Annotated in this window: 4 protein-coding genes; all 4 read left to right on the plus strand. The window is 64.5% G+C overall.

What is annotated here, in order from left to right:
* On the plus strand, positions 1-1,413 hold a 1,413-nt coding region (locus tag AC04MI_RS23020; protein WP_476498795.1), incomplete at its 5' end, for a Re/Si-specific NAD(P)(+) transhydrogenase subunit alpha.
* A gap of 35 nt (positions 1,414-1,448) precedes the next feature.
* Positions 1,449-2,861 (plus strand): Re/Si-specific NAD(P)(+) transhydrogenase subunit beta, encoded by a 1,413-nt coding sequence (pntB, locus tag AC04MI_RS23025; RefSeq protein WP_108497540.1) that lies wholly within the window; start codon positions 1,449-1,451, stop codon positions 2,859-2,861.
* A 94-nt stretch (positions 2,862-2,955) separates the two neighbouring features.
* Positions 2,956-4,635 carry a long-chain-fatty-acid--CoA ligase gene (locus tag AC04MI_RS23030; protein WP_476498796.1) on the plus strand — a complete coding sequence of 560 codons (1,680 nt, stop codon included), beginning with the start codon at positions 2,956-2,958 and terminating at the stop codon, positions 4,633-4,635.
* Between the two features lie 118 nt (positions 4,636-4,753).
* Positions 4,754-5,506 (plus strand): 5'-methylthioadenosine/adenosylhomocysteine nucleosidase, encoded by a 753-nt coding sequence (locus AC04MI_RS23035; protein WP_476498797.1) that lies wholly within the window; start codon positions 4,754-4,756, stop codon positions 5,504-5,506.
* Positions 5,507-5,793: the final 287 nt, after the last annotated feature.

Here is a 5,793-nt window from a genome sequence, read left to right on the forward strand (position 1 = left end):
GGCGCCGAGATCGTGGGCGACGCTGCCGCGCTGTGGGCTGCATCCGATATCGTTTTCAAGGTCCGCCCGCCCAGCAGCGACGAAGTGGCGCTGATGCGCGAGGGTTCGACGCTCATCGATTTCATCTGGCCCGCCCAGAACCCCGAACTGATGCAGCAGCTGGCGGCCCGCAAGGCGACGGTGCTGGCCATCGACTGCCTGCCGCGCACGCTCTCGCGCGCCCAGAAGATGGACGCGCTCACTTCCACCGCAGGCGTCAGTGGCTACCGCGCCGTCATCGAGGCGGCCAATGCCTTCGGCCGCTTCTTCAACGGCCAGATCACGGCCGCAGGCAAAGTGCCGCCCGCCAAGGTGTTCATTGCAGGCGCTGGTGTGGCCGGCCTTGCCGCCATTGGTACCGCAGCCAACCTGGGCGCCATCGTGCGCGCCAATGACACCCGTGCCGAGGTGGCCGACCAGGTCAAGTCACTGGGCGGCGAGTTCGTCAAGGTGGACTACGAGGAAGAAGGCTCGGGCGGCGGCGGCTATGCCAAGGTCATGAGCGAGGGCTTTCAGGCTGCGCAGCGCAAGATGTACGCCGAGCAGGCCAAGGACGCCGACATCATCATCACCACCGCGCTGATCCCGGGCAAGCCCGCGCCCAAGCTCATCACCGCCGAGATGGTGCAGAGCATGAAGCCCGGCAGTGTGATCGTGGACATGGCGGCCGAGCAGGGCGGCAACTGCGAGCTGACCGTGCCCGGCCAGGCCGTGGTGCGCCATGGTGTGACCATCGTCGGCTACACCGACCTGGCCTCGCGCCTGGCCAAGCAGTCGTCCACGCTGTACGCCACCAACCTGTTGCGCCTGACGGAAGAGCTGTGCAAGGCCAAGGACGGCGTGGCCGTGGTCAACATGGAGGACGACGCGATCCGCGGCCTCACTGTGGTCAAGGAAGGCTCGATCACCTGGCCTGCGCCGCCGCTCAAGCAGGCGCCGGCACCCGCGCCCAAGGCGGCAGCCCCGGTGGCCGAGAAGAAATCGAGCCACGGCACAGGCGCACCCATGTCCGCCAAGACGCTGACCATCGTTTTTGCCGTGCTGGCTGTGCTGTTCTGGGCCATCGGTGCCTACGCGCCCGTGGCCTTCCTGGGACACTTCACGGTGTTCGTGCTGGCCTGCTTCATCGGCTACATGGTGGTGTGGAACGTTACACCCGCACTGCACACGCCGCTGATGAGCGTGACCAACGCCATCTCCAGCATCATCGCCATCGGCGCGCTGGTGCAGATTGCGCCGCCCGATGCGGGCATCAACGGGCGCCCGGACGGGCTGATCCTGTGGCTGGCCTTTGCGGCCCTGGTGCTCACGGCCATCAACATGTTCGGCGGCTTTGCGGTCACGCGCCGCATGCTCGCCATGTTCCGCAAGTAATCCGACAACGACAAGAACAACGAGGAGCACAGAACATGTCCCAAAGTCTCGCTACCGTGGCCTACCTGGGCGCGGCCATTTTGTTCATCCTGAGCCTGGGTGGACTCTCCAACCCTGAAACCTCGCGCCGGGGCAACCTGTTCGGCATGGTCGGCATGGCGCTGGCCGTGCTGGCCACGGTGTTCGGCCCGCGCGTGAGCCCTGCAGGTGTGGCCTGGATCGTAGGCGCTCTGGTCATTGGCGGCGGCATCGGCCTGTATGCGGCCAAGGTCGTCAAGATGACCCAGATGCCCGAACTGGTCGCGCTCATGCACAGCCTGGTGGGCCTTGCGGCTTGCCTGGTGGGGTTTGCCAGCTATGTCGATACTTCGATTCAGCTGCAGGGTGCTGAGAAGATCATCCACGAGGTGGAGATTTATGTGGGCATCCTGATTGGTGCCGTCACGTTCAGCGGCTCGCTGATTGCCTTTGGCAAGCTCAACGGCAAGATCGGCGGCAAGCCGCTGCTGCTGCCTGGCCGCCACTGGCTCAACCTGGCCGCGCTGTTGATCGTGATCTGGTTCGGCCGCGAGTTCCTGCGCGCCGAGACCGTCGAGCAAGGCATGGTGCCGCTCATGGTGATGACGGTGATTGCGCTGCTGTTCGGTATCCACATGGTCATGGCCATTGGTGGTGCCGACATGCCGGTGGTGGTGTCCATGCTCAACAGCTACTCGGGCTGGGCGGCTGCGGCCACGGGTTTCATGCTGTCCAACGACCTGCTCATCGTGACCGGCGCGCTCGTGGGTTCTTCGGGCGCCATCCTGTCCTACATCATGTGCAATGCGATGAACCGCAATTTCATCAGCGTGATTGCGGGGGGCTTTGGTTCGGGCGCGGGCACGCCCGCCAAAAAGGGCGAAGCTGCCGAGCCGCAGGGCGAGGCCGTACCCGTCAGCTCCGCTGAGACGGCCGAGCTGCTGCGCGACGCCAAGAGCGTCATCATCGTGCCCGGTTACGGCATGGCCGTAGCCCAGGCGCAGCACACGGTGTACGAGATCACCAAGACCCTGCGCGAGAAGGGCGTGAATGTGCGCTTTGCCATCCACCCCGTGGCAGGCCGCATGCCCGGCCACATGAACGTGCTGCTGGCCGAGGCCAAGGTGCCCTACGACATCGTGATGGAGATGGACGAGATCAACGAGGACTTCCCCGATGCCGACGTGGCAATGGTCATTGGCGCCAACGACATCGTGAACCCCAGCGCGCTGGACGATCCGTCCAGCCCCATCGCTGGCATGCCGGTGCTCGAAGTGTGGAAGGCCAAGACCTCCATCGTGATGAAGCGCTCGATGGCCTCGGGCTATGCGGGGGTGGACAACCCCTTGTTCTACAAGGACAACAACCGCATGCTGTTTGGCGATGCCAAGAAAATGCTGGATGAGGTACTGACCGCGCTCAAGAGCTGACGGGCATAATTCCTCCACAATAAAAGCACGATCGTGCTGAAAAACATCGACGTGCTTGCAGGACCCCCATAAAACCTACCAGGAGTCAATCCCAATGACCGACCGCCCGTGGCTGGCCGCCTATCCACAAGGTGTTCCCGCAGACATCGACACCACGCAGTACAGCTCCCTTGTGGCGCTGATGGACGAGGCGTTCAAGAAGTACGCCAACCGCGYGGCCTACAGCTTCATGGGCAAGGACGTGASCTAYGCCSAGACCGATTCGCTCTCCAGCGCGTTTGCGGCCTATCTGCAGGGCCTGGGGCTGGTCAAGGGCGACCGCGTGGCCATCATGATGCCCAACGTGCCCCAGTACCCGGTGACCGTGGCGGCCGTGCTGCGCGCGGGCTTCGTGGTCGTCAACGTGAACCCGCTGTACACGCCGCGCGAGCTGGAGCACCAGCTCAAGGATTCGGGCGCCAAGGCCATCGTCATCATCGAGAACTTCGCCACCACGCTGGAGCAGTGCATTGCGCACACGCCCGTCAAGCACGTGGTGCTGTGCGCCATGGGCGACCAGCTGGGACTGCTCAAGGGGGCGCTGGTCAACTACGTGGTGCGCAACGTCAAGAAGATGGTGCCGGCGTACACCCTGCCGGGGGCCGTGCGCTTCAACGATGCGGTGGCGCAGGGCACACGCGGCACCCTCAAGAAGCCCGACATCAAGCCGGACGACATCGCGCTGCTGCAGTACACCGGCGGCACCACGGGGGTGAGCAAGGGCGCGGTGCTGCTGCATCGCAACGTGATCGCCAACGTGCTGCAGTCCGAGGCCTGGAACGAGCCCGTGATGAAGAAGGTGCCCGCAGGTGAGCAGCCCACCAGCATCTGCGCGCTGCCGCTGTACCACATCTTCGCGTTCACCGTGAACATGATGCTGAGCATGCGCACGGGCGGCAAGACCATCCTGATCCCCAACCCGCGCGACCTGCCTGCGGTGCTCAAGGAGCTGTCCAAGCACACCTTCCACAGCTTCCCAGCCGTCAACACGCTGTTCAACGGCCTGGCCAACCACCCCGACTTCAACACCGTCAACTGGAAGAACCTCAAGGTCTCGGTGGGCGGCGGCATGGCGGTGCAGGGCGCTGTGGCCAAGCTCTGGCTCGAAAAGACGGGTTGCCCCATCTGCGAAGGGTATGGCCTGTCGGAGACCAGCCCTTCGGCCAGCTGCAACCCCACCACCAGCACCGAATACACCGGCACCATCGGCGTGCCGCTGCCSAGCACCTCCATGAAGCTGCTSGACGATGAAGGCCGCGAGGTCACCACACTGGGCSAGCCGGGCGAAATCGCCATCAAGGGCCCTCAGGTGATGGCCGGCTACTGGCAGCGMCCYGAYGAAACCGCCAAGGTCATGACCGAAGACGGCTACTTCAAGTCGGGCGACATCGGCGTGATGGATGCGCGCGGCTTCTTCAAGATCGTGGACCGCAAGAAGGACATGGTGCTGGTCAGCGGCTTCAACGTGTACCCCAACGAGGTCGAAGAAGTGGTGGCCAACTGCCCTGGCGTGCTCGAATGCGCCGTGGTGGGCGTGCCCGACGAAAAGACCGGCGAGGCCGTGAAGCTCGTGATCGTGAAGAAGGACCCGGCGCTCACCGAAGCGCAGGTCAAGGAGTTCTGCCGCCACGAGCTCACGGGCTACAAGCAGCCCAAGGTGATCGAGTTCCGCACCGAACTGCCCAAGACCCCCGTGGGCAAAATCCTGCGCCGCGAACTGCGCGACAAGAAGTGACGCGGCCTGCTGGCACGTCACAATCCCCAGGCGGCTTCGGCCGCCTTTTTTGCGACCGCGCTGCCCAGGATGGCGCGGGTGTTTTGTGGCCCCATGACATGACCCCAAGGACCTTTGCATGAGCACTGCCATTCTGAGTGCGCTGCCCGAAGAACAGAGCTCGCTGGTGCAACAGCTGGCGCACCCGCAGCGGCTGATGCACGCCGGCCGCGCGTTCTGGCACGGAGAGCTGCACGACCRSCCGGTGGTGCTGGCGCTGTCGGGCATCGGCAAGGTGGCTGCTGCCACCACGGCCACGGCCTTGATCGAACATTTTGGGGTGGCGCGCATCGTCTTCACGGGCGTCGCGGGTGGTGTCGGCGATGGGGTGTACCGGGGCGATGTGGTGGTGGCGCAAGACTATGTGCAGCACGACATGGATGCCTCGCCGCTGTTCCCTCGGTGGGAGCTGCCGGGATACGCACGCACCCGCCTGGCGTGCGATCCGGTACTGACTGCTATGCTTTTGGAAGCTGCCAACCTATGCGTCACTAGCGCAAGCGGTCTCTGGGGCTTGAAAAATATTCATGGGGGTGCCCATCGGGCGCACCAGGGCCTGGTGGCCAGCGGCGATCGTTTTGTGGCCACCGCCCAAGAGTCCGAGCGCCTGTGCACCGCCCTGCGCGCGGCCGGGCATGATGTGCTGGCCGTGGAGATGGAGGGAGCCGCCGTCGCCCAGGTGTGCCATGACTACAGCCTGCCCTTTGCCGCGGTGCGCACCATCTCCGACCGCGCCGACGACGACGCCCACGGCGACTTCGCCCAATTCGTGCAGACCGTGGCCAGCCGGTACGCCGAGCACATGGTGCTGTCGTTTTTACAGAAACTATGAAATTGATAGCGGCTAAGGCATGTTGCACTAGCGCTTGCGGCATATTTTCCCTCTAAAGAGCACTCCACCGCATCCCATTTGCCGTTCGATACGATGCGCTGAAACCGGCGCAATGTATCTACCAGCGCCACCGCGGAACCGGCTTTGCCGGGCCGCTGGAGGCGTCCCCCCTCGGGGGGAGGGCGCGCAGCGCCATAGGGGGCTACTTCAACCAGCCCCGCTTGCGGAAGTACCACATGGGCCCGAGCGCGCTCGCCAGCATCAGGCCCAGCGCATACGGGTAGCCC

It is taken from the genome of Acidovorax sp. LjRoot204 (assembly GCF_056175785.1).